Genomic DNA, 21601 nt, shown 5'->3' on the forward strand with positions numbered 1-21601 from the left:
AGTGAAGGTTTCAGTCTAGCGAAGCAGCGCCATCCTGAAAGCATCGTGGTAGGTGCCGTCGATCAGGCTGGCGCGCCGCGCGAGGCCTTCGTGCTCGAAGCCCAGCCGCTCGTACAGCGCCTTGGCGTTCAGGTTGTCCGCGCGGACCGAGAGCTCGATGCGCGTGAGCCCGCGCGCCCACGACCTGTCGATCGCCGCCTGCAGCAGCTGCGTGCCCATGCCCCGGCCGCGCGCCTCGGGCAGCAGGGCGATGCCCAGGATCCCGATGTGCGCGCGCGAATGCCCGAAGACCGGCGACACGTCGCACCAGCCCACGACCTTGTCCTCGGCATCGGCATCGACAGCGACGACGTGCGGGAAGCCTTGAGCCAGCACGTCGCGGTAGAAGGCGAGCGAGTTCTCCCACGGCGGCGCCTGGGTCAGCGCGAGGTATTTTTGTTCGCGTGCCACGACGTCGAGCGCCTTGTGCAGGCTCTCGAAGTGGCGCTCTGCGGTAGCGACGATGGAATGGACAGTCATGCGAGAGGCCTCGTTGCCAGTGGATCCGCCGGCGGAAAGCGGCTTTCGCAAGAAGATAGCCGAATCAAGGGGGCACCCCTGATCCGGCGCCGTCCGCTTCAGGCGAAGCGCAGCACCGGCTCCACGGCCAGCGCCACGGCCGCGAGCCGTGCGTCGTCGCCGCGCACCGACGAGAGCATCAGCCCCACCGGCAGTTCGTCCGGCGCATGGCACGGCAGGCTGAACGCGCACCCGTCGAGAAAGTTGATCGCGAAGGTATTGCGCAGCAGGAGGCCGTTGGCCTGGAAGAACGCCGCGTCCTCGGCCAGCGATGCGATCGGCGGCGCGATGATCGGCACGGTCGGGCAGATGAGCGCGTCGAAGCCTTCGAGCGCGTGTCCGACACGGCCGATCCAGTCACGGCGGTGGTCCTGCATGACGATGTAGTCCGCGGCGCGCACCTCGGTGCCGAGCGCGATGCGGGCGGCCACGCGCGAGTCGAACCCCTCGCGCTTCGCAGCGAAGCGCTCGCGGTGAACAGCCGATGCTTCAATGGGCGAGAAACCGCCGGGCGCGTTGATCGACGCGATCTCGGCGAGTTCGGCGAGCGTGATGTCCACCACCTCCGCACCCGCCGCCGACAGCGCCTGCACCGAACGCTCGAAAGCGCGCGCGACGGGGGTCTCGATGCTATCGAACATCAGCGTGCGCGGCACCGCGAGGCGCAGGCCTCGGAGCGGACGGCGGCGCACCACCAGCGGCACGTCGGCAATCGCCGCGTCGGCGACGAGGCAGTCTTCGACGCTGCGTGCCATGGCGCAGACGGTGTCGAGCGAACGCGCGAGCTCGAAGGCGCCGGTGCGCGGCACGCGCGACTGCGTGCTCTTGAAACCGACGAGCCCGCAGAGCGCGGCCGGGATGCGGATCGACCCGCCCGTGTCCGACCCCAGCCCCGCGACCGCGAGGCCCAGCGCCACCGACACGGCCGCGCCTGACGACGAGCCGCCCGGAATGCGCGGCATGCCCGCATCGGCCGGGTTGTGCGGCGTGCCGTAGTGCGGGTTGATGCCCACGCCCGAGAACGCGAACTCCGTCATGTTGGTCTTGCCGACGATGGCTGCACCCTGCGTGCGCAGCCGCGCCACGGCCACTGCATCGCGCGCGGCCGGCGGTTCGCCTTCGCAGACGGCGGAGCCGGCCATCGTGGTTTCGCCCGCGACGTCGTAGAGGTCCTTGACCGACACCGGCAGGCCCGCGAGCGCGCCGAGCTGCACGCCGGCCTTCTGCGCCGCGTCCGCATGGCGCGCTGCCGCGAGTGCCGCATCGGCGTAGGTCCTCGTGAACACATGCTGCGCCGAGGGCAGCGCGGCCGCTTCGAGCACTTGCCGGATCAGCGCTTCGTGCGTCAGCTCGCCGCGCGCGATGCGTTCGCGCAGCGTGGCGATGGGGAGGTTGCCGGTGCCGCGCATCACGCCACCACCGGCAGTGCGCTCACCGCATAGCGATGCACGATGCGCCGCTGCAGGCGCGGGTCGTGCAGTTCGATTTCCATCTGCGCGGCCGGGCGGATGCCTTCGCCCTTCGCATTCGGCAGCGCACCGAGCGTGCCGCAGGTCATGAAAAGGCCCTCGGGTGCCGCATCCGCGCCCGGCATGCCGTCGCGCAATGCGGCGAGCGGGCGGATCGATGCGAGCGTGCCGCGCTGGTAGTCCACCCAGCGGCCGTCCTCGAGGATGCGCGAGTGCAATTCGATCTCGTCCTGGTGCGCTTGCACATCGCGCCAGCGCCAGGCCACCTGGGCCACGGGCTTGGCGCACATCTGCTTGGAGACGGCGACCGAGTAGCTCTCGACCTGGCGGTCGGTGTGGTCCGAGGCCACGCTCAGCCACCACTCGCCTTGCGAGAAGAAGAACACGGGCTCGGCCTCGCCGGAGCTCTGGTCGCCCAGCGCCTCGATGGCGGGCGACTGGGTCAGCAGTTGCGCGGCCACGCGGTAGTACAGCGGCACGCTCGAAGGGCGCGGCACGCCGATGGCGGCCAGCTCCTCGATGTGGTGTTCGATGGCCGCGACGTCGCGGCCGGTCCATCCGGCCACCACCAGCGCGGTGGGTTCGATGGAGCGCAGTTCGATGGCGCGGGCGCCGTCGGCGCTCACGGTTTCACAGGCAAAACGCAGATGCATGTCGGTCTCGGTTGGGGTTCAGGCTTCCAGGGGCTTCTTGGCGGTTTCGCGGGCGATGACGAGCGCGACCAGCGTGATGCACAGGGCCACCGTCACGTACAGCGACACGGCCACCGTGGTACCCCACGACTTGTAGAGGCTGGCGATGATCAGCGGCGCGAAGCCGCCGCCCAGGATGCCGGCCAGCGTGTACGCCAGCGACGAGCCGGCATAGCGCACGCGGCCCGGGAACTGCTCGGTCACGAAGGCCGCCTGCGGGCCGTACATGATCGCGTGGATGATCAGTCCGACCACCACCGCCGCGCAGATCGCGATGGGCTGTGCGCTGTTCATCAGCACGAAGAACACGAAGGCCCAGACGATGCCCAGCAGGGCGCCGGCGATGTAGACGGGCTTGCGGCCGATGCGGTCCGACAAGCTGCCGAAGTACGGCACCGCGATCGCGTTGCAGGCCGCGCCGATCATCGTGGCGGTGAGCGCCAGCGGACGCGACAGGTGCAGCACCGTTGTCACGTAGGTCAGCGTGAACACCACGACCAGCGCGTACAGCACGTCGGAGCCGATGCGCGAACCGCCGGCCACCAGCAGGCGGCGCCAGTGCTGCCTGAACACTTCCTTCACGGGCGTCTTGGCGGTGGCCTTCTTCTGTTCCATCTCGAGGAACACCGGCGTTTCTTCCACGCCGCTGCGCAGCCACAGGCCGAACAGCACCAGTGCCACGCTGGAGATGAAGGGAATGCGCCAGCCCCAGGCCATGAAGTCTTCCGGGCTCAGCCAGGCCGAGACCGCAGCGATGAAGCCGGTGCCGATCAGCGTGCCGAACGACGGGCCGATCTGCGTGAACGAGGCGTTGCGGCCGCGTTCATCGGGCTTGCCGTGTTCCATCGACAGCAGCACCGCGCCGGCCCATTCGCCGCCGAGCGCCACGCCCTGCACGAAGCGCAGCGCGACCAGCGCGACCGGTGCCCAGATGCCCCAGGTCGCGTAGGTCGGCAGCAGCCCCATGAGGCCGGTGGAGACACCCATGATGACCAGCGTGGCCACCAGCACGAAGCGCCGGCCGAGCCGGTCGCCCAGATGCCCGAACACCACGCCGCCGAGCGGCCGCGAGATGTAGCCGACCGCATAGGTCGAGAAGGCGAGGATGGTGCCCGTGAGCGGATCGAACGACGGGAAGAACACCGCGTTGAAGACCAGCGCGGCCATGATGTTGTAGACGGTGAAGTCGTACCACTCCAGCGTGGTGCCGATGGAGCTGGCCATCGCGAGCCGGCCCATCTTGGGCGGTGCCGCGGCGGTGGCCGGGGCCTTGAGAACGTGTTCGGTCATGGAGATGCCCTTGTTCAATGGAGAGAGGAAAGTCGGGAGGCGTGAGATCAGTTCAGCTCGGCTGCACTCAGCTTCCAGCCGAGTGCAAGCAGCCAGCCGGCGGCCGGGTCGGCGTCGAGCGCGGCGGCTGCCGCGGTGCGTGCGGTGCGCGCGGCATCGGCGCTGCTGGTTTCAATCACCAGCATCGGCTGCAGCACGCGGCCTTCGGTGGCTTCGCGCGGCAGCGGCGTGCTGAGCGTGGTGTCGGGGGCGAGCAGGTACGACTGCACGAAGCCTGCCTGCTCGGCGAGCTGGCGGCCGGCCGCGGCGGCATGCGCGACCAGTACCTCGACGTCGCCAGTCACAGCGAGCGGCAGCACGACCACGTGGCTGCCGCTGCCGAAGCCCGTCACCGCCCGCACGGCGCACACGCGGCGGATCGGCTGGCGCATGCGGTCGAGGTTGGCGAGGGACCACGGCGTCTGCTTCTCGAAGGCGGCGCGGTAGCCCGGCGAGCCGAACACGGCCAGCGATTCGGTGCGGTACAGGCCCAGGTACTTGCGCCCGCCTTCGAGCGAGAAATAGCGTCCGCCCGAGAGAAAACCGGGGATGCGCACGCGCTCTTCCACATGCTCCTTGTCGTACCAGCGGTTGAAGTCGGCCTCGTCGGCCGGCTCCACGTCGGACGCGACGAAGAGCATGCCGTTCGCGTTCGCTGCGAGAGGGGAAGAGTCAGGTGCGTTGTTCATGGCGACGGAAGAGGAGGCGGGCCTTCGAAAAATGAAGGCGCGATCTTCCGTCGCGAGGTCGGACTGTCACAAACGAGTTTTTTTGGGCGACAGCCACAAGAATTACTGGCCCCTTTTCGGGGCCGGAATGCGCCAATTTGAGGGTTAACCCTCTGAAGCTGCGCTCCAGGTTGGTGCGATTGCCGAGGTCGTGAACTGGTCGGAGGCCCGGCAGGCCAGCTCGGCCACGAGCCGGATCGCGTCGGAGTCGGCCGCTTCCAGGTGGCTCACCACAATGCGCTGCGGCGAGATGAGCGCATCGCATTCGATGATCCGCACATCGCCCGCGGCCACGTATTCGTAGCAGGGCGGCAGCGGCACCAGCGCATTGCCGAAGCCCGCCTTCACCAGCCGCGCGAGCGCCGAGATCGAACTCACGCAATGGACCTTGCCGAGCGGAATGCCCGCCGCGCGAAAGAGGTTCTTGAGCGCCTCGTGCGGCTGTGAACCGGGGCTCATGGTCAGCACGGGTTGGCGCAGCAACTGCTCGACGGTCTGCGTGCCCTCGGCGCCGATCGGGCCGACCCAGCCCATCGGCATCGGCAGGCACGGCGTGCTCACGATGCCCGCGCCAGCGATGTGATCGGTCTGCAGCGCGATATCAAGCGCGCCCTCGCGCAGGCCCCGGTGCAGCGCGAGCGTGGTTTCGGAGGTGAGCTGAACCTCGATGCCCGGGTAGGTGGAGCGCAGGTTGGTCAGAAAGCCCAGCAACCAGGTGTGGACGACGGTCTCGATGGCGCCGATGCGAACGAGCCCGAGGATGTCGCCGCGCGGGCGGCCGAGCGAGACGATCTCGCGGCGCAACTCGAGCAGCCGCTCGCCGTAGTCCATGAGCCGCACACCCACCGGCGTGAGCCGCAACTCGCGCGCGTCGCGCTCGAAGAGGCGCGCGCCGATGTCTTCTTCCAGCGAGGCCACGCGGTTGGACACCGCCGCCTGCGTGATGTGGAGCCGGTCGCTCGCCGCGCGAAAGCTGCCGAGGCGTGCGGCCCAGAGGAAGGCTTCGACAAATCTTGTATTCATGAGGGCACCTGCGGGGCATTTTGCCCGCAACCTGTCCTGCAATGGCGCTCACGTTCGCGCTTGCGGACGCGAACACGCGCCGGATCACCGGGTCCGTTTCCTGTCGAAGAACGCTTGGCGCCAGGGCATGACCTCGACAGAGGCGAACAGCTGGCCGCTGTTGAAGGGGTCTTCGCGCGCGAATGCCTGCGCGGTCTGCAGGTCGTCGGTGTCCACGACGATCAGGCCGCCGATCGGCTGGCCGTCGGCGTCGAGCAGCGCGCCGCCGGCCAGCATCATGTGTTGACGCGCGGTCAGGTAGTCGAGGTGGGCGGGCTTGAGCGCTGCGCGCAGCGCCTCTGCGTGCGGCTTGTCGAGCGCAATGATGGCGAATGGCATGGGGACTTCCCGGCGGTCGTTTGCGGAGGAGGCCTCTTCAGCTCGGCGTGATGCCGGCCTTGGCGATGATGGCGCTCCAGGTCTGCATCTCACGCGCGATGAAGGCCTGGAACTGCGCGGGCGTGCTGCCCACCGGCTCGGCGCCGTTGGTCACCAGGGCCTCGCGCGTGATGTTCGTCTGCAGCGCCTTGCGCACCTCGGCGCTCAGGCGCTCGACCACCGCGGGGTCGGTGCCGGCTGGAGCGAGCACGCCGGTCCAGGCGCTCACGTCGAAGGGCTTGCCGCTGATCTCGCCGACCGTTCGCACCTCGGGCAGCGACGCCGAGCGCCTGGCCGTCGACGCCGCGAGGGCGCGCAGCTTGCCGGACTTCACGAGCGGCCCGGCCGCCACCACGTTGGCGAACATGAGGTCGACGTGGCCGCCCATCACGTCGGCCAAGGCAGGGCCGGTGCCCTTGTAGGGCACGTGCGTCATCGAGACGCCCGATTGCAGCGCGAGCAGCTCCATCGACAGGTGGTCGGCCGTGCCGCTGCCCGTGGATGCGAACGACAGGCGCCGCGCCCTGGCCTGGGCGAGCGCCTCGTCCATCGAATGGATCGACGAGGTGGACGACGCGACCATGATGAAGGGCGACTGCACCGCCAGGCTCACCGGCGCGAAGGCCTTGACGGTGTCGAACGGCAGGTTCTTCATCATCGACGGGTTGGTGGCGTGCGGCACGCTCGCCACCAGCAGCGTGTAGCCGTCGGGCGCCGCCTTGGCCACGTACTCCGAGCCGATCACCGTGCTGGCGCCGGGCTTGTTGTCCACGTAGAAGGTCTGACCGAGCGATTCGGACATGCTCACCGCGATCGCCCGCGCGACCACGTCGGTTCCGCCGCCGGCCGTGAAGGGCACCACCACCCGCACCTGCCGGTTGGGGTAGGGGCTGGCGGCATGCGACGGCACCGCGCCCAGGAGGCCGGTGCCGCAGGCCCCGGCCAGCGCAGTGATGAGTTCTCGACGGTTCATGGTGTTCTCCGGGTGATGGCGCGCTGATGGCGGTGTTGACGTGCGATGGGGACGGGGAGGCGAAGGTGCGGGCGGCTAGGCGTTGAAATGCAGCCGCAGGCCGGGCTCGGGCCATGGCAGCGACACGAGCTGGCCGGTGGCCGACAGCGTCAGGTAAGCCGTCTTCAGGTCCGGGCCGCCGAAGCAGATGTTGGTGACGTAGATGTCGGGAAATGCCTGCTGGCGCACCAGCTCGCCGGTGGGCGCGATGACCGAGATCGCGCCCGTGACCAGCGTGGCGACGCACACATGCCCGCTCGCTTGCACCGCCAGGCTGTCGAAGCGCTGGAAGCCCGGCAGCCCGCAGACCAGGCGCCCGCCGTGCGGCGAGGGAAACGGGTGCTTGTCGACGATGCCAGGTGCGACGATGTCGAAGGCCCACAGGCGCGCGGTCTCGGTTTCGGCCACGTACAGGACCCGGTTGTCCGGCGACAGGCCGATGCCGTTGGGCGACAACAGGCCATAGGCCAGCTCGACGATGCGCGAGCCGTCGGGTAGCGCGTAGTACACGCCGCCGCTGTCGCGCGCACGCGCACGCTTCTTGCCGAAGTCGGTGAAGTAGAAGCCGCCATGCGCGTCGAACACAAGGTCGTTGGGCGACGAAAGCCGGTGTTCGCCGCAGTGGGTGTAGAGCGTCGTGATGCTGCCGCCGGCAAGGTCGACGCGCCGGATGCTGCCGCCCTCGTAGTCGGGCGCCGGCCCGGTCGAGGTGAAACGGCCAGGCACATAGGCGCTGCCGCCGTTGTCGCAGACATAGAGCGCGCCGTCGGGCCCGATCGCGGCACCGTTCGGGCCGCCGCCGCAGTCGCTCAGCGTGTGGATTTGCCCGTCCGGCGCGACCCGCACGATGCGCCCGGCGCGCATCTCGACCAGCACCACCGAGCCATCGCCCAGTGCCACCGGGCCTTCAGGAAATTGCAGACCCTCGGCCAGGATTTTCATGATCTCGCTCGACCTGTTCCGACGTGCACGACGCCGGAAAAAGCCTTGTCTCTTAATGATTTAGGCGCCAAAGATAGCGTTCTGGCCGCTGCGCTTCAATCACAATTAACTCATGCGAGAAATGACTAAAAGTCATCCCCTCGCTAGGCCGCGAGCAGGTTCATCCGCGCGAGCAGCTTGCGGCCCAGGGGAATGCGCTTGGCCACGTCGGCTTCGCCGTGCATGTCGATGTTCAGCGCAAAGCTCTGCACGCTGCCGTTCGCCTGCGCCACCCAGCCGACCCACCAGCCGAGCGAGAAGCCCGGCGTTTCGTACCAACCGGTCTTGCCGTGCAGGGCGTGCGTCGGCATCTTTTCCAGCAGCGTGATCTCGTGGACCATGTCCTGCGTACGCGTCGACATCGGCAGGCTGCGCTGCGCGAGCCGCATCAAGAAGCGCACCTGTTCGGCGGCCGAAATCTGCAGCTTGTCGTTGACCCAGAACTGGTCGACCTCGGTGTCCAGTGTCTCGTTGCCGTAGTGCAGCTTCGCGATCCATTCGTTCATGCGCGCGAGGCCGATGCGGCGCGCCACCCCGCGGTAGATCGGCAGGTGCGAGACGCGGATCGCGTCGCGCAGGTTCATGTCGCGCTCCCACTCCTTGCGCTTGTAGGTGCCGCCGCCGTAAGGGAGGATTTCGTCGATGTCCTTCACCGCGCCGGTCTCCAGCGCGATCAGGCTGTTGGGAATCTTGAAGGTCGATGCGGGGCTGTAGCGCTTGTCGGCGCGCCGGCGGTCGACCACGGTGAGCTTCGCGGTGGCGCTGTCGAGCACCACCCAGGTTCCGCGCACACCCGCTTCCTTGAAGTGAGTGGCGAGGTCAGGGCGCTCCTCGACATGTACGACGGGCCTGGCCGCGTCGGCAAAAGGGGTGGCGCCGAGAGCGGCGAGCAGGCCGCAGCCGCTCTGGGCAAGAAAAGTCCTGCGGCGTGCGGCGCGGGGCGTGCGGGTCGTGAACGGGGCTGGAACAAGAGGCATGGTTTGCGTGCTATGCGGAATGGAACGTGCCGGATCATCCGGCGCACGCTCGCCATCCACAACGCAAGCAGCCTGTCGCTTCGTCACCCGCGTAACGGCCGTAACCGCGGGGCGCCGTCAGCTGTCGTCGATCAACCCACGCTCGCGCGCCTGCTGCTCGTTGCCGAAGATCGCCATCGCGGTGCGCATGCGCTTGAAGCCCAGCTTCTTGTAGAAGGGCTCCTTGCCCGCCACCGCATACAGGATGATCTTGCGATGCCCGCGCGAGAACTCCACGAGCTTCGCGACGATCGCCTTGCCGAGGCCGGTGCCCTGGCAGTCCGGGTGCACGGCCACGTCGCAGATGTAGGAGCAGTCGAGGCCGTCGGCCACTGCGCGGCCGGCGCCGACCAGCCGGCCATCTTCATAGACGAGGCACTTGAACAGGCTGTTGGAAAACACGACCTGCAGGTCGGCCGGCTTTTTGTGGCCGAGCGGGGCGATCTCGTAGAGGCGGGAGAGCTCGTTCCAGTCGAGCGCTTCGAGCGTGTGTCGCCATTCGAGGCTCATCGCGACACTCCGCTGCGCATCCTCGCTCACTGGCCCATTGAATAGAAGAATTCCTCGCGCACGATCTTGCCGTCCTTGACGGTGTAGAGCGCCATTTCTTCCATCGTGAAGCGTTGCTTGGTGGGCTTCATGGTCACGTCGAACTTGAAGCCGACGATGAAGCGGTCGTCATGCGGCCACGGGCCCGCGACCTGCCAGGAATGCACCTCGTGGTTGGCGGTCCACCATTCGCCCTTGGCCTGGATGGCCGCAAGGCCGACCGCCTCGCGCGACTGGCCGGGCGGACCGCCCGCCTCCACGCTCACGGCTTCGGGTGCGTAGAGCACGCGGGCCTCGTCGAACTTTCCTTCCTTGCAGAGCGCCACGAGCTTGTTGGCGATTTCCAGGGTGTTCATGAGTTCTCCTATGAAAGACGCAGGGGGATGGCGGAGGCGGGAGTGTAGGCCTGGGCTGGTGTCGCGTGCTACCTCTGCGTGTTCGAGGCGTGCTGTCGGAGGGAGGTCATGCAGGCTGGAGAAGATCCCACTTGTTGCCGCAGAGGTCCAGGAAGACCGCGACCGTGCCGTGCGGCTCGTGCCTCGGTTCTTCGAGAAAGCGGACGCCGTGCGCCTTCATGTGTGCGTGGTCGGCGGCGAAGTCCCGCGTGTGCAGGAACAGGAAGACGCGGCCGCCGGCCTGGTTGCCGACCGCCGCCTGCTGTTCGTCGTTCGCGGCCTTGGCGAGCAGCAGCGTGGCACCTGCATTGCGCGAAGGCGCGACCACCACCCAGCGCTTGCCGGGGCCGCGCGGCGTGTCTTCGAGAAGGTCGAAGCGCAGCGCTTCGGTGAAGAATCGGATGGCTTCGTCGTAGTCGTGGACGAGGAGGGTGACGGTGGCGAGATGTCGGGGCATCGGCTGGCCCGATCGATCAGGTGAAAACAATCGCCGTCTTGTGCGCAATGCTCAACCGGGCCGACTCATACAGCAGCAGCCACGATTCGATTTCCCGGTAGAGGCCTTCGTCTTCGCCCATGCTGTCGCTGATCCGTTCGGCTTCCTCGTCCGACAGTTGCCCGTCCGTGAGCGCGATGCCCAGCGCAGGCGCGACCAGCACCAGTTCCTCGAGCAAACGGTACGAGGAGCCGAGCATGCCGCCGGGCAGGTCGGTCTCGTCTTCATCGGCAAAGATCACTTCCTCGAAGTCGACCGGCACATAGAAGCCTTCCGCGTCGGAGTGGCACAGCAGGTGGCTCTCGAAGGTGCTCGCCACGTCTTCGAGCGTCTCGTCTTCCGTGGGGTCGGTGTCTTCGGGCAGCGGCGTCGCCATCCATCCGGGCGTCGTCACGCGGTGCGCGTAGGCGCGGCGCAGGTAGTGGATGAACGAGTAGGGCAGGCCGTCGATGGGTGCGCGCGAATCGAGCGGCGGCAGCATGCGGGGCTCCACGTGCGGCGGCAGGCCCGCCTCGGCGAGCTTGCGGTTCACGACCGCGAAGTCTTCATCGAAATGCTCGGCGCTCTCGGGATCGTTTTCGATCAGGTCGGCGAGGATGCCGACGGCAATGGCCAGGCCCATGGGGTTCTCCAGGTTGTGGGTGGGTTCGCTGCGATGCGATGGTGGCGACAGCCGGTGAAGGCGGCATGACGGCCGGCCTTCACCGTGGGTTGCTTCGTTACTTCGCCGCCTCCACCTTCACGCGCGCATTCGGCGCCTCGCCGAACATCTCGGGCGCATACATCGCTTCGACTCGGCTCGGCGGCAGCGCGAAGTCGCCGACGTTGTTCAGGCGCACGGTGTATTCCATCTTCACCACGCCCTTGGGCAGGTACTCGTAGTAGCTGCGGAAGGCCTCGAAGCTGCGTTCTTCGAAAGCGGCCCAGCCGGCGCCGGACTTCTTCTCGCCCTGCGTGGCGATCTGCGAGTCACGGCCGAGGCCGCCGCCCAGGATGGTCGCGCCACCCGGGATCGGGTCGCTGATCACCACCCAGGTCATGTCGGCACTGGCGTTCACTTCCAGCGTGACGCGCAGCACGTCGCCGCGGGTGTACTTGCCCGCGGTGGCCTGCTCGACCGGCGTGATGGTCTTCTTGATCGCGTAGCCGGCGGCGAACGGCGCCTTCAGCTGCACGGCGGCAATGGACTGCAGCGTGAGCCACGGCTTGCCGGTGCCTTGCTGCGTCACCAGCAGCGTGTCGCGCACGGGCGCACCGGAAGGCGATGCGGCCCACGGCAGGAACATCGTGTTGTTCTTCAGGTTGCCCGGCGATGCGGGCGCGCCGAAGAAGGTGGTCTGGTTCGGTGCACCGGCCGCGTCGCTGGTCTTCACGCGTTCGACCTGGCTCCAGTTGACCTGGGCCTTCACCGCGCCGAGCGTGGCGGCCGTGACGCCGGCCACCGGCGTGCTCTCGAACACCTTGCTGAATTTCTCCAGCGCGAGCCCGCCCCACAGGTTGGCGGTGGTGGTGTGCCAGGCGCCGTTCTGCTGGCGGCCGATGAAGCCGTTGGCGAGCTTGCCGATGTCGTCCTTCCAGCTCGGATCGTCCATCACGCTGAGCAGCAGGCGCGCGGTGTTCACGTCGCCGTTGGTCATGAGCCACCACCAGTAGTCGTCCTGCTCGGTGCTGAAGATGAGCTTGGTGCCTTGATACGACAGGCGCGCCTTCAGCACGTTGTTGGCTTCGTCCAGGCGTTGCTGGCGCTGCGGCACGTCGTTCACGCGCTTCAGGATATTGAGCCAGTCGATCACCGCGCTGGTGGGCCACTGGTTCGGCGCGATCGTGATGCTGCCCAGCATGCTGCCCTTCGCCTTGCCGTAGCGCGAGAGTGCTTCGAGCGCGGCGAGCTTGCGCACGTCCAGGTCCTTGCGCGGGCTCCAGAACTCGCGCGTGATGCGGCCTTCGACAAAGGCGATCAGGCCCGATTCCATCGGCGCGCGCACGTCGTCGGCGAGCGCGAAGGCGGGGTTCAGCTGCGCGGCCTCGTTCGTCGCTGCGAGCAGGTACGAGGTGAGGATGTCGCTGCCGCGGTTGGCTTCGCCGTCGCGTGGCGGGAAGTAGTTGGCGAGGCCGTCGCCGTCCAGGTACGTCGGCAGCGTCGCCAGCACGCCCTGCCACATCTTCGCGTCGCGCAGGCCCACCGACTTGCTGGTCTTCTGTTCGAGGCAGATGAAGGGGTAGTTCGCGAACCAGTCGCGCACGCCCGGCAGGCCTTCGGCGAGCTTGGGCTGCAGAGACAGCTTCAGGCCGCCGCGGCCCGGGAGGGCGTCGGCGGGCGGTGCCACGTCGAGCGTGAACGGGCCGTCGATCTGCACCAGCGTGGCCTGCTGCACCGTGAGCGGCACCGAGGGCACGATGCGCTGGCGCACCTTGAGCGCATCGCGTGCGCCGCCGAGCGTGTCCTTCGCCTCGATTTCCCACAGGATGGCTTCGGCGCGCGTCTGCGCGAGCTGCGCGGGCGCGGTCACGGTCCATGCGACTTCACGCGCTTCGCCGGCCGGAATGTCCACGGTCTGCGTCTCCAGCGTGAGCAGCGTGGCGCGCGGCGTGGCCTCGACCTTCATCGGCTTTTGCGTGGTGTTGCGCAGCGTGATCTGGGCGCGGAACTGATCGTCCTCGCGCACCAGCGGCGGCAGGCCGCTGATGATCTGCAGGTCCTGCGTGGCCTGGATGCTCGCCTGGCCGGTGCCGAAGAGGCTCGTGCCCGAATCGGCCACGGCCACGATCTTGAAGGTGGTGAGCGCATCGTTCAGCGGCACCGTCACCACGGCCTGGCCGTTGGCGTCGAGCACCACCTTCGGGTTCCACACGAGCAGGGTGTCGAGCAGTTCGCGCGTCTGGCCCTTGCCGCCGCCGCCGCCCGCGGGCACGGCCTTGCGCCCGTAGTGGCGCCGGCCGACGATTTCCATCTGCGCGGTGGAGGTGCTCACGCCCCAACTGCGGCGCTGCAGCATCGCGTTCAGCAGGTTCCAGCTGTCGTTGGGCATCAGCTCCAGCAGGGCCTGGTCGACCGCGGCCAGCGCCACTTCGGCGCCGGCTGCGGGCTTGCCGTCGGGCAGCTTGGCGGTGATGGTGATCTGCGCCTTGCTGCGGATCGGGTAGCTGGGCTTGTCGCTGGTGACGGTCACGTCCAGCTGGTGAGCGCGCGTGCCGACGCGGATCTCGGCCATGCCCAGGCGATAGGCGGGCTTGCTCAGGTCGACCATCGCGGTCGGCGCGACGTATTCCTTGCCCTCGTACCAGAAGGCCGTCCACCACTCGCGCGGCGCCTTGAAGCCCCAGGTGAAGAAGCTGTACCACGGCACTTCGCGCAAACGGCCGCGCAGCGCGAGCACGCTGATGTAAGCGTTCGGCCCCCATTCGGGCTTGACCTGCAGGGTGACCGTCGGGTCCTTGCCGTCGAGCTGCACGACGTGGGTTTCGATGATGCCTTCGCGTTCCACCGAGACCAGCGCGGTCGCGAAGCGGAAGGGGCTGCGCACCTGGAACTTGGCGACCTCGCCGGGCTGGTAGCTCTTCTTCTCGGGCAGCACGTCGATGCGATCGTTGTCCTCGCCGCCGAACCAGAGTTCGCCCTGCTTGGTCACGTAGACGGAGCTCACGGCCTTGGCGTCGCGGCCGTCGCCGTCGGTTGCGCTGGCGATGAGTTCGACTTCGCCGGCTTCCTTCAATTCCGATTCGCACAGCAGCAGGCCGCGCGCATCGCTCTTGCCGCTGCAGACGGTGCCGATGTCCTTGGTCTCGGTCTTGTTGTCGTAGGTGTAGAAGCCGCCCACCATGCGCTTGCGGCTGGTGGTAGTGATACGTGCCACGGCGCGCACGTTGAGCGTCACGCCGGCCTGGGGCTTGCCCGTGAGGTCGAGCGCCAGCGCCTGGAACTTGAGTTTCTGGCTGGTGGAGACCCAGCCCTCGGTCTTGATGCCGGCGATGACCGAAGCGGGCCACAGCGTCTGCGTGCTGCGGATCGTCTGCACCTCGCCGTTCGGGTCGGCGTAGGTGGCTTCGAGCAGCAGCTCGCGCGCGGACTTCACCTTCGGCACCTTGTCGATCGTGACCTTGCCGGCGCCATCCTTGTTCAGGGTGAGTGGCAGCTTGTCGGCGATGACGCGGGTGTCGCTCGCGCTGTTGATGTCTTCGTCGGCGCCTGCGGTGTCGGCTGCGGCGGCTGCCTGCGTGCCGTCGCCCTGGTCGGCGCGCGGCGGGTTGAAACTGAAGGCGTCGTAGTCGGAAAAGCTCAGGCTCTTGCCGCGCACCATCGCCGACACGCGCACCGGCAGGTTGGCCGCGCCGCCGCCGGCCACGTAGTTGATCTGAACGTCGGTCGGCACGCTCGTCGCGGCCACCAGCGGTTTTTTCTCGGTGGGCGAGATTCGGCCTTCGAGCACGGGCAGGCGGAACTCCTCGACGCGGAACATGCCGGTGCTGAAGCTGCGGCTGCCGCCGCCTTCGTCGCCTTCGCCTTCTTCACTGTCGCCGTTGGCGTCCTTGCCGCCCCCGCTGCGCAGCATCACCTCGTACACGCCGAGCTTGGCGGCCGGTGGAATGGCAAAGCTGTTCTCCGCGCTCAGGCCGCCGGTGGCGGTCTTGCGCCAGGCGAGCGGCTGGGTAAAGCGCTGGCCGCTGCCCGTGTGGGTGATGACGAGCGTGTCGGGCCGGTTTTCCGGCAGGCCGAAGCCCTTGCTGGTCTGCGTGCGGATCAGGCTCTTCATCGACACCGTTTCGCCGGCGCGCAAGAGCGTGCGGTCGAAGATGGTGTGGGCGATGCGGTCGGGCTCGGGTTGCAGGTTGGTGGGCACGTTGAAGCGCCAGGGCTCGATGCCGCGCTGCCAGTCGCTGAAGGTGAAGGCGAGGTCTTCCACGCCCTTCTCGTCCTTCGCGCGGGCGCTCACGAACCAGGCGCCGCTGTCGTATTCGTTCGGGCCGTTGCAGCTGGGTGCCTGCGGCGACACGCCCTGCAGCGTGACGATGCCGTTGGCGTCGGTGGTGCCGGTGGCCACGGCCTTGCCGTCGCAGCTGGAGACGCGCACCTCGGCGCCCGCGACGACCTTGCCTTTGTCCAGCGTGGTGACCCAGGCCATCGAGTTCTCGCGGCCCAGCTTGAAGTGCACCGCCAGGTTGGTGGCCAGCGCGGTGGTGCGCACGTACATCGTGCGGCCGGCGGGATAGCGCTCGTCGAGCAGGGCTTCGCCCAGCTTCTGCGAGGCGATCTCAAGCACGTGGAAGCCCGGCGTCAGCGGAATGCCGATGACTTCGAACGGACGCGGGTCGCCGGCGTCCGACTTGGGCATGTCCAGCGCCTTCACGCCCGGCTGGCCGGCCAGCAGCGACAGCATGCGGGTCTGCAGGCTGGTGCGGTCGTCCTTGTCGATCACGGGGGGCAGCGCGCCCTTGACGTCCTTGCGCGCCTGCTCGCGCGAAACGGTGTAGCTGTCGTAGCGGCGCACCTTGCGGAACCACGCGATGATTTCCGCGTCGGTCTTCGGGTTCATGTCGCTCACCTTGCCGGGCGTGAGCGCGTTCACCAGCAGTTGCGGCTCCACGCGGCGCACGGTGACCGGCATCATGGCCGGGGTGTCGGGCTCGGCGAGCCGCTCGATCACGCCGAAAGGCGAGGCGGCGAACTTGGCCAGCGGCGGCATCGCGCCGGTCGCCACTTTCAGCGGAAAGGTGCCGGGCGTGGCCAGCGGGCGGCCCGAGGCGTCTTCGAACTTGGAGGGCAGCTCGATGCTGTACTGCATGCTCTCGGCCAGCGGCGGGCCGAAGCTCACGTTGTTGACCACGTCGTCGTCGCTCTGCGTGCCGCCATCGTTGTCCAGCTTGGCCTTGATCGTCTTGCCGTCGCCCTTGAGCTCGATCTGCGAAGCCAGCTTGCGCGTGACCGGCGCGTTGAACTGCAACTGCATCGGCCGCAGCGGCAGGCACGCCGACTGCGCGTTCTCGCGCTCGCAGGTGAAGGACACGGCGAAGGGCTCGCGCACCCGGTAGTCGAGCCGGCGCTCGACGTTGTTGGCAACGCCCGAGGGTGTGGCGACGCCCTTGCCGTAGACGACCTGCACCTTGGTGCCCGGCGTCAGCGTGCGGTTGCACTGCATCGTGATGAAGCGCAGCGGCTCCTTCTCGGCCGCCTTGTCGCGGCTGAAGGCCTTGAGCACGCCGGTGCGCTGCTCGCCGTCGAGCAGCTTGACCGGAATGCGCTCGCCCACGCCGTCGGCCGAGCACCAGACGTTCTGGCGCACGCTCTCCAGGGTGGCCGCGCCGTTGAGCTCGAGCACGAACATCTGCTGCTCGTCGATGGGGGAGTAGGTGCCCGGCATGTAACTGCGCACGAACGGGCCGCCGCTATTGAATTGGTAGCGCTCCGGACCGGTGAGCTCGCCGCCCGCGCTGGGCTTGAAGGTGGGAATGCGGGTGACGGTGCAGCGCACGCCGGGCGGCAGGTCGTTCTCGAAGTCGTAGACCCAGGCCTTGGCGTCGGTCCAGCGGCCGGTGCCCTTGCCGGCCTGCGCATCGGAGCAGCTCACCGAGAGCGGTGCGGGCGCCTTGGGGTCGCCGAAATTGACGGCAGCCTGGTCGAACTTGGCGACGATCTGGCGCACGCGCGCCACCTCGCCCTGCGGGGTCAGGCTGGTGATCTGAAGGGCAAAGCTCGGGGCGGCCAGCAGCGTGCTCGCGGCCAGGAGCAATGAGGGAACGAAACGGGTCACGGAATCTCCTCCTTGGGGCAGCGCGCAGCGTAGCCGATTTGTGCTTCAAAACGTCAGTGCCAACGGTCATATGTCGTTCGTGTCCACGACCCCCGTCAGGCGAGGATGACGCCAGTCTTCTTACAATCCACCCCGTCGTGCGTGCGCCGCGCAGACCGCCACCAAGACCTCGCCGCCGACCGATGAAACGCTACTGGGAAATAGACGCCTTGCGCGGGCTGATGCTCGTGCTGATGACCGTCACCCACCTGCCCACCCGCCTGACCGACCCGCTGGGACAGCCCTTCGGCTTCGTCTCGGCCGCGGAAGGCTTCGTCTTGCTGTCGGCCTTCGTGGCGGGGCTGGTCTACAGCCGCATCGGCTATGTGCGCGGGGTCGAATCGATGCGCGTCGCTTTCTGGCGGCGCGTGGTCAAGGTCTACCTGTGCCAGGCGGCGATCCTCTTGTTCCTGTTCACCGTGATCGCGGCGCTCGGGTTGCACATCGACCAGCCGGCGGTGAAGAACCTGGTGTCGTACTACTTGGCGGAGCCGCGCGACGGCTTCTTCTTCGGCCTGCTGCTCATCTACGAGCCGGCGCTGCTCGACATCCTGCCGATGTACATCTTCTTCATGCTCATGAGCCCCTGGGTGCTGGCCTTCGCCATGCGCCACGGCTGGACGCTGGTGATGGTGGCCAGCGTCGTCGTCTGGGCGGCGGCGCAGTTCGGCGTCAGCGAGTGGATCTACGGCCTGGCGGTGCACTACCTGCACATCCCGGTGCCGTTCCACGAGATGGGCGCCTTCAACACCTACGCCTGGCAGTTCCTCTGGTTCGCGGGCCTGTGCATCGGCGCCACCCGCAACGGGCCCGAGGCGCGGCCGCTGCGCTTTCCGTGGTGGCTGCTGGTGCTGGCGGCGGGCATCGCGCTCTACGGGGTCTACTGGCGCCACACCGGCATCAACGGCCAGGCGCCATTCGGCGGCGATGTCGAACTGAACCTGCTGTTCGACAAGTGGCAGCTCGGCCCGCTGCGCCTGGTGAACCTCGTGGCGCTGGGCATCCTGGCGGTGCGCTTCGGGCCCTGGCTGATGCGCCGCATTCCGCGGCTGCATTGGCTGGAAGCGATGGGTTCGGCATCGCTGCCCGTGTTCTGCGCGCACCTCGTGGCGGTGCTGCTGGTGCTGGCCTTCTACGGCGACAGCCAGACCGCGCGGCCGTGGTGGGGCGACGGCCTCTTGCTGCTGGCGGTGTTCGCGGGGATGTATTTCGTGGCGCGGTTCACGCGCGCCGCTGATGTGCCGCCGCCGGCGGACGATGTGCCGACCGCGCCGGCGAAGGCCTGAAACAGGTTCAGGGCAGGCTGGCGGGCGCGGGGGGCGGGTTCGCACCCGGCAGATGCGACGCGATCACCGAATGCCACAGCCGGTAGCCTTCATCCGTCATGTGCAGCCTGTCCCCGCGGAATAACTCCATCCGTGGCCGGCCATCAGCGCCGAGCATCGGCGTGTAGATGTCGATGAATTCGCTGTTGGGCAGCAGGTTGAGATACGCCGAGATCACGTGGTTGGTCTCGCGGATCTGCGGCATCAGCTGCTCGCGCGACGGGCTGGGTTTGACCGAGATGAAGCTGATGCGGGCGTCGGGCAACTCGGCGCGCACCGTGTTGGCAAAGCGCGCGAAGCTGTCGAGCACCTGCAGCGGCGTGCGGCCCTCGGCCAGGTCGTTGTCGCCGGCGTACACCACCACCTGCCGGGGCTTGTAGCGCACCACCAGCTCGCGAGCGAACAGGCTGCAGTCGGCCAGCGTCGAACCGCCGAAGCCGCGGTTGACGACGCCGCCGGGCACGCGAGCAAAGTCCTGCGCAAGGCGGGTCCACATGCGGACGGTGGAACTGCCCACGAACACCACGCCGCCGGGGGGCGGCAGGCGCTCCTGGTCGGCGCGCGCGAAGGCCGCGAGCTCGTTGTGCCAGCGCGCCTTGGCGGCCAGGTAGTCGGAGGTGGCGTCGGCGGCGGTGGCGCCGTCCGCCTCGTAGGGGAAGGCGGCAGACGCCGTTTGCGCGTGGGAGGCGAGCGCCGCCATCAGCAGCGCGGCCGCGGCCAGCGCGGATTTCATCGAAGGCATCGGAAAGACGGAAGAAAGCAAATCAGATTGTTTTTTCGATCAGGGCGCCCTTGAACACGACGGGGCCCTTCGGACCGCTGCCCGGCGGCACGCCGCCCTTGGCTTCCAGGGTAACGGCCAGGGTCGGCACCTGGTGCACATCGGATTCTGACGCAGCCAGCCGCAGGGCCGGCGCGTTGTCGAGCACGCCCAGCGAGCGCGGCGCGCCGCCGGGCGGCAAGGCCCAGAGCTGCAGCGACTTGTCGGTGCCCTCGCTGTAGGTGCCCACGCGCTGGAGTACAAGCTGCTTCTTCTTCGGATCGAAGGTCACCAGCATCGAAGCGGCAGCCTGGTCGTCGGACAGCACGGCCACGTATTGCACGGCCGGCGCGTTGACCAGTTGGTCGCGCAGGTTCAGCCCGACCACCACGGCCAGCACGGTCGCAAGCGCGCCGGCCGCCGTGGCGCCGCGCCAGAGCGCCAGGCTGCGCAGCCACCCGCCTTGCGGCTGGGGCTTGGCGGTGGCCGCCCGGGCATTGGCATCGTCGCGCTGCCGCTCGATGGCGTGCTGCGCCTTCTCGGCGTCGATGATGTTGCGGATGCGGGTCCAGACGGCGGCGTCGGGAACGATCGGGCTCTGCAGCTCGGTCATGCTCGCGAGCCGGCTCTGCCAGACAAGCGCCGCGGCGCGCACCGGGGCCTGTTCGCGCGCCAGGGCTTCGAAGCGGCGCCGCGCGCCGCCGCGCAAGGTGCCGAGCGCGTGGCTCGCGGCCAGCAGTTCGAGCAGTTCGGGGTGGGCGGTGAGTTTCATACGAATGTCACGCGAAGCGTCCCATGCAGGTGCGCAGTTTCTCGAGGCCGCGCCGGATCCAGGTCTTGACCGTGCCCAGCGGCAGCTTGAGCTGCTCGGCCAGTTCGCCGTGGCTCATTTCGCGCAGGTAGGCGAGGCTGACCACTTCGCGCTGCTTGCTCTCGAGCTGACTCAGGCACTGGTGCAGGGCCCAGGCCTGTTCGCTCGCATCGGCCGTGTCGGCGGGGTTGGGCGCATCGGATTCGAGCGTGTCGGCCATCAGCTCGTCGAATTCCTGCGTGAGCTGCGCGCGGTCGGCGGTACGGCGGCGCAGGAGGTCGAGCGCACGGCTTCGCACGATGAGGCCGAGCCAGGCGAGCGGTGGGCTCAGCGAGGCGCGGTAGTCGCCGGCCACGCGCCAGACCGTCAGAAACGCCTCCTGCAACACATCCTCGGCCCATTCGCGTTGCCGGACCACGCGCATCGCCAAGCCCATGAGCTTGGGTGCGGTGCGGTCGTAGAGCTGGCGCAGGGCGGCTTCGTCGCGATGGCCGATCCGATCGATCAGCGCCATCAGTTCGGCGTCGGGGCTGGGTGCTGTCATCGGCGGATTGTCGGGCATCGGTGGGCATGGACAAGGTACGGCCGCACCGGGTCGCCGGATTCAAACAACAGACCGCCAGAACCTCGGCCAACCCCGGTTTTGGAAACATTCGTTAACGTATACTGCCCCGCAAAATCGGAGCGGGCCGCCAAGCGCGGGAGGTGGAATGAAGCAAATTGCGATCGTCATCGTGCTCTGCGTGGGCGCGTGGTACTTCTTTATCGGCGGCCGCAAGCTCGACGAGCCGATGGTGCGCGACTATTACCACAAGGAAGCGCGCGCGATTTCCGCCAACGACGCCGACAAGCTGTGCAAGCAGCTCAGCCGCAAGGCCGTCATCGAGAGCAAGACCACGATGATGGGCAAGACGGTGGAGACCACGCACAACCGCGACGAGGCCTGCGAGGCCCAGCACCGGACCTTCGAGAAGCTGCGTGGCATCAGCGACCAGGTCGGCAGCATCCTTGCCATCGAGTACGACTACCAGATCGACAAGGTCGAGCTCGCGCCCGACCGCAAGAGCGCCTCCGTGCAGGGCACCAGCGTGCTGAAGATGGGCGAGTCGCTCCTGCAGTTCAAGACCAGCTTCACCCAGCGCCTGGAGCGCGAGTTGGGCCAGGTGCGCCTGGTGCATGCCGAAGAGGCCACGGTGGTGCGCGTCGGTGGGCGCGGCGCCATGAGCCAGAGCGAGTTCTTCCGTAAATAAACAAG

20 protein-coding genes are annotated in these 21601 nt (G+C 68.1%); 2 read left to right on the forward strand and 18 right to left on the reverse strand.

Going from position 1 to position 21601, the window contains the following annotated elements; translation table 11 throughout:
• Nucleotides 1-15 precede the first annotated feature (15 nt).
• The 15 genes from VARPA_RS07340 to VARPA_RS07415 all read right to left on the reverse strand — a co-directional run bounded on the left by VARPA_RS07340 (nucleotide 16) and on the right by VARPA_RS07415 (nucleotide 17411).
• Nucleotides 16-519 (reverse strand): GNAT family N-acetyltransferase, encoded by a 504-nt coding sequence (locus VARPA_RS07340; protein WP_013539926.1) that lies wholly within the window; start codon nucleotides 517-519, stop codon nucleotides 16-18.
• Between the two features lie 98 nt (nucleotides 520-617).
• Nucleotides 618-1967: an amidase gene (locus VARPA_RS07345; RefSeq protein WP_013539927.1), complete on the reverse strand. Its 1350-nt coding sequence runs from the start codon at nucleotides 1965-1967 to the stop codon at nucleotides 618-620.
• Nucleotides 1967-2680, reverse strand: a complete 714-nt coding sequence (locus VARPA_RS07350) for a DUF2848 domain-containing protein (RefSeq protein ID WP_013539928.1) — start codon at nucleotides 2678-2680, stop codon at nucleotides 1967-1969. Before VARPA_RS07350 ends, VARPA_RS07345 begins: the two co-directional genes overlap by 1 nt.
• Before the next feature lie 18 nt (nucleotides 2681-2698).
• Nucleotides 2699-4009: an MFS transporter gene (locus tag VARPA_RS07355; protein ID WP_013539929.1), complete on the reverse strand. Its 1311-nt coding sequence runs from the start codon at nucleotides 4007-4009 to the stop codon at nucleotides 2699-2701.
• A 47-nt stretch (nucleotides 4010-4056) separates the two neighbouring features.
• Nucleotides 4057-4737 (reverse strand): DUF4286 family protein, encoded by a 681-nt coding sequence (locus tag VARPA_RS07360; protein ID WP_013539930.1) that lies wholly within the window; start codon nucleotides 4735-4737, stop codon nucleotides 4057-4059.
• A gap of 144 nt (nucleotides 4738-4881) precedes the next feature.
• The gene (locus VARPA_RS07370) at nucleotides 4882-5799 is read right to left on the reverse strand and encodes a LysR family transcriptional regulator (protein WP_013539931.1); all 918 of its coding nucleotides are present in this window, start codon (nucleotides 5797-5799) and stop codon (nucleotides 4882-4884) included.
• An 84-nt stretch (nucleotides 5800-5883) separates the two neighbouring features.
• Nucleotides 5884-6177 carry a YciI family protein gene (locus VARPA_RS07375; RefSeq protein ID WP_013539932.1) on the reverse strand — a complete coding sequence of 98 codons (294 nt, stop codon included), beginning with the start codon at nucleotides 6175-6177 and terminating at the stop codon, nucleotides 5884-5886.
• 37 nt (nucleotides 6178-6214) lie between these two features.
• Complete coding sequence (locus VARPA_RS07380) at nucleotides 6215-7189, reverse strand: tripartite tricarboxylate transporter substrate binding protein (RefSeq protein WP_013539933.1); 975 nt, start codon at nucleotides 7187-7189, stop codon at nucleotides 6215-6217.
• A 75-nt stretch (nucleotides 7190-7264) separates the two neighbouring features.
• A complete protein-coding gene (locus VARPA_RS07385; RefSeq protein WP_013539934.1) occupies nucleotides 7265-8170 on the reverse strand; it encodes an SMP-30/gluconolactonase/LRE family protein in 906 nt (301 codons plus the stop codon).
• 143 nt (nucleotides 8171-8313) lie between these two features.
• Nucleotides 8314-9186: a class D beta-lactamase gene (gene blaOXA / locus VARPA_RS07390; RefSeq protein WP_013539935.1), complete on the reverse strand. Its 873-nt coding sequence runs from the start codon at nucleotides 9184-9186 to the stop codon at nucleotides 8314-8316.
• A 117-nt stretch (nucleotides 9187-9303) separates the two neighbouring features.
• Nucleotides 9304-9735 carry a GNAT family N-acetyltransferase gene (locus tag VARPA_RS07395; protein WP_013539936.1) on the reverse strand — a complete coding sequence of 144 codons (432 nt, stop codon included), beginning with the start codon at nucleotides 9733-9735 and terminating at the stop codon, nucleotides 9304-9306.
• A gap of 26 nt (nucleotides 9736-9761) precedes the next feature.
• Nucleotides 9762-10130 carry a nuclear transport factor 2 family protein gene (locus VARPA_RS07400; protein ID WP_013539937.1) on the reverse strand — a complete coding sequence of 123 codons (369 nt, stop codon included), beginning with the start codon at nucleotides 10128-10130 and terminating at the stop codon, nucleotides 9762-9764.
• A 106-nt stretch (nucleotides 10131-10236) separates the two neighbouring features.
• Nucleotides 10237-10626, reverse strand: a complete 390-nt coding sequence (locus VARPA_RS07405) for a VOC family protein (protein WP_013539938.1) — start codon at nucleotides 10624-10626, stop codon at nucleotides 10237-10239.
• Nucleotides 10627-10642: 16 nt separating this feature from the next.
• The gene (locus tag VARPA_RS07410; RefSeq protein ID WP_013539939.1) at nucleotides 10643-11287 is read right to left on the reverse strand and encodes a hypothetical protein; all 645 of its coding nucleotides are present in this window, start codon (nucleotides 11285-11287) and stop codon (nucleotides 10643-10645) included.
• Nucleotides 11288-11384: 97 nt separating this feature from the next.
• Nucleotides 11385-17411 (reverse strand): alpha-2-macroglobulin family protein, encoded by a 6027-nt coding sequence (locus VARPA_RS07415; protein WP_013539940.1) that lies wholly within the window; start codon nucleotides 17409-17411, stop codon nucleotides 11385-11387.
• Nucleotides 17412-17593: 182 nt separating this feature from the next.
• On the opposite strand from VARPA_RS07415, the gene opgC reads away from it, so the two are divergent.
• Nucleotides 17594-18736 carry an OpgC domain-containing protein gene (opgC, locus tag VARPA_RS07420; protein ID WP_013539941.1) on the forward strand — a complete coding sequence of 381 codons (1143 nt, stop codon included), beginning with the start codon at nucleotides 17594-17596 and terminating at the stop codon, nucleotides 18734-18736.
• Nucleotides 18737-18743: 7 nt separating this feature from the next.
• Here opgC and VARPA_RS07425 read toward each other — a convergent pair whose 3' ends face one another.
• The 3 genes from VARPA_RS07425 to VARPA_RS07435 are packed head-to-tail and all read right to left on the reverse strand — an operon-like array spanning nucleotide 18744 to nucleotide 20890.
• Nucleotides 18744-19508, reverse strand: a complete 765-nt coding sequence (locus VARPA_RS07425) for an SGNH/GDSL hydrolase family protein (protein ID WP_013539942.1) — start codon at nucleotides 19506-19508, stop codon at nucleotides 18744-18746.
• Between the two features lie 31 nt (nucleotides 19509-19539).
• The gene (locus VARPA_RS07430; protein ID WP_013539943.1) at nucleotides 19540-20307 is read right to left on the reverse strand and encodes an anti-sigma factor domain-containing protein; all 768 of its coding nucleotides are present in this window, start codon (nucleotides 20305-20307) and stop codon (nucleotides 19540-19542) included.
• Between the two features lie 7 nt (nucleotides 20308-20314).
• On the reverse strand, nucleotides 20315-20890 hold the full coding sequence (locus VARPA_RS07435; protein WP_234974970.1) for an RNA polymerase sigma factor: 576 nt from the start codon (nucleotides 20888-20890) through the stop codon (nucleotides 20315-20317).
• Between the two features lie 166 nt (nucleotides 20891-21056).
• Here VARPA_RS07435 and VARPA_RS07440 point away from each other — a divergent pair, with 166 nt between their 5' ends.
• On the forward strand, nucleotides 21057-21596 hold the full coding sequence (locus VARPA_RS07440; RefSeq protein ID WP_013539945.1) for a hypothetical protein: 540 nt from the start codon (nucleotides 21057-21059) through the stop codon (nucleotides 21594-21596).
• Nucleotides 21597-21601: the final 5 nt, after the last annotated feature.

The sequence above is a fragment of the Variovorax paradoxus EPS genome (genome assembly GCF_000184745.1).
Classification (GTDB): Bacteria; Pseudomonadota; Gammaproteobacteria; order Burkholderiales; family Burkholderiaceae_C; genus Variovorax; species Variovorax paradoxus_C.

Coding starts and splice junctions, on each gene's coding strand:
- VARPA_RS07340 (WP_013539926.1), bottom strand. CDS start 519: ATGACTGTCCATTCCATCGTCGCTACCGCAGAGCGCCACTTCGAGAGC.
- VARPA_RS07345 (WP_013539927.1), bottom strand. CDS start 1,967: ATGCGCGGCACCGGCAACCTCCCCATCGCCACGCTGCGCGAACGCATC.
- VARPA_RS07350 (WP_013539928.1), bottom strand. CDS start 2,680: ATGCATCTGCGTTTTGCCTGTGAAACCGTGAGCGCCGACGGCGCCCGC.
- VARPA_RS07355 (WP_013539929.1), bottom strand. CDS start 4,009: ATGACCGAACACGTTCTCAAGGCCCCGGCCACCGCCGCGGCACCGCCC.
- VARPA_RS07360 (WP_013539930.1), bottom strand. CDS start 4,737: ATGAACAACGCACCTGACTCTTCCCCTCTCGCAGCGAACGCGAACGGC.
- VARPA_RS07370 (WP_013539931.1), bottom strand. CDS start 5,799: ATGAATACAAGATTTGTCGAAGCCTTCCTCTGGGCCGCACGCCTCGGC.
- VARPA_RS07375 (WP_013539932.1), bottom strand. CDS start 6,177: ATGCCATTCGCCATCATTGCGCTCGACAAGCCGCACGCAGAGGCGCTG.
- VARPA_RS07380 (WP_013539933.1), bottom strand. CDS start 7,189: ATGAACCGTCGAGAACTCATCACTGCGCTGGCCGGGGCCTGCGGCACC.
- VARPA_RS07385 (WP_013539934.1), bottom strand. CDS start 8,170: ATGAAAATCCTGGCCGAGGGTCTGCAATTTCCTGAAGGCCCGGTGGCA.
- blaOXA (WP_013539935.1), bottom strand. CDS start 9,186: ATGCCTCTTGTTCCAGCCCCGTTCACGACCCGCACGCCCCGCGCCGCA.
- VARPA_RS07395 (WP_013539936.1), bottom strand. CDS start 9,735: ATGAGCCTCGAATGGCGACACACGCTCGAAGCGCTCGACTGGAACGAG.
- VARPA_RS07400 (WP_013539937.1), bottom strand. CDS start 10,130: ATGAACACCCTGGAAATCGCCAACAAGCTCGTGGCGCTCTGCAAGGAA.
- VARPA_RS07405 (WP_013539938.1), bottom strand. CDS start 10,626: ATGCCCCGACATCTCGCCACCGTCACCCTCCTCGTCCACGACTACGAC.
- VARPA_RS07410 (WP_013539939.1), bottom strand. CDS start 11,287: ATGGGCCTGGCCATTGCCGTCGGCATCCTCGCCGACCTGATCGAAAAC.
- opgC (WP_013539941.1), top strand. CDS start 17,594: ATGAAACGCTACTGGGAAATAGACGCCTTGCGCGGGCTGATGCTCGTG.
- VARPA_RS07425 (WP_013539942.1), bottom strand. CDS start 19,508: ATGAAATCCGCGCTGGCCGCGGCCGCGCTGCTGATGGCGGCGCTCGCC.
- VARPA_RS07430 (WP_013539943.1), bottom strand. CDS start 20,307: ATGAAACTCACCGCCCACCCCGAACTGCTCGAACTGCTGGCCGCGAGC.
- VARPA_RS07435 (WP_234974970.1), bottom strand. CDS start 20,890: ATGACAGCACCCAGCCCCGACGCCGAACTGATGGCGCTGATCGATCGG.
- VARPA_RS07440 (WP_013539945.1), top strand. CDS start 21,057: ATGAAGCAAATTGCGATCGTCATCGTGCTCTGCGTGGGCGCGTGGTAC.